The sequence below is a fragment of the Mesorhizobium sp. PL10 genome (assembly GCF_053714315.1).
Window position 1 is genome coordinate 1 of the sequence record NZ_JBSKBR010000143.1, and the last position, 1,116, is coordinate 1,116.

Annotated in this window: 1 pseudogene; it reads right to left on the bottom strand. The window is 54.7% G+C overall.

The features are described from left to right. Positions 1–99: 99 nt before the first annotated feature. Positions 100–665, bottom strand: a pseudogene (locus tag ACWGTO_RS33500) (ATP-grasp domain-containing protein); the annotation flags it as partial. Between the last annotated feature and the right edge of the window lie 451 nt (positions 666–1,116).

The following is a 1,116-nucleotide window of genomic DNA, read 5'->3' on the forward strand; positions in this document are numbered from 1 at the left end:
TTGGGGACCGCACATCTCATTGATTATAAAGATCTATTCAAAAACAACTGTTGAAGTCGGGTCAAACGAAACGGCCTCCGGAAAACCCGGGGCGGTTCATACCCTCGGCGCGGACCGCCATATATGATGCCCACCCAACAGATAGGTCGTATGTTCGGTTAGCTCATCGGGATCGCGGCACAATCGAACCCCTCTGCTCCCGGTACCTACGACAGGCTTAAGGATCACCGGCAGGCCGATCTCCTCGGCAGCGCTTTCCACCTCTGGCGCATCCGCTGCCAAGCGATAAGCAGGTACTGGAACGCCCGCTTCGTCGAGAAGCTGACGTTGCTTGAATTTGTCGCAGCATTGTTCGATGGATGTGGGGTTCGGCCCCGGCAGGTCGAAATAGCGGCAGAGCTTGCCAACTGTGGCATAGAACGGATCCCCGGCGCAGGTAATGCCAGCAATGTCATGGTCCTTAGCTAACCGGGAAATTTCGTGAATCAGCGCGTCAAGATTGCCTGTATCAACACGGATTGCCTCCGTCCGCAGCAAGATAGTCGTATTGAGCTGGATCAGCCGACAGGGTAATTGGATGAAGGCCAATATGCTGGGGCCGCCTGGACGTATAGCGGACCGTTGTACCTTGAACCATCAAGCAGGATGAGCGTTCTTTTAGCCATTGGCTTTGACCCCGACATTGCGTATTGTGCGGCGGTGCCGAGGGTACATCGGCAGAAGCTCGGCCGGGCCTGACGTTAGACCTTGTGGTGAACGTACCATTGTCAGCGATCCACCGTTGCAAAGCTTCGATAAACTTTCTTGAAGGATCTGTTGCGCGACCGCTTTGACGGCCGGCCGGCGCGAGAAGCGTCTCCATCGATTTCAGGCGGTTGTGTTCCAGGGGCGCCGAGTTGACCGGTCAATGGTCGTTGCCGGTAGATGGCATGTCCACAAAAACTATCTCAAGCATCTTTGCCAGTGGAAGTATTTCTATCGACACGCGCAGAGCAGCCAAGTGCTTCTTCAAGCGGAGCTTGAGCTCCACGACCCCAATCAGAGAAGCCTGCTAGGCCCGACTTCAACAGTTGTTTTTGAATAGATCTTTATAATCAATGAGATGTGCGGCCCCCA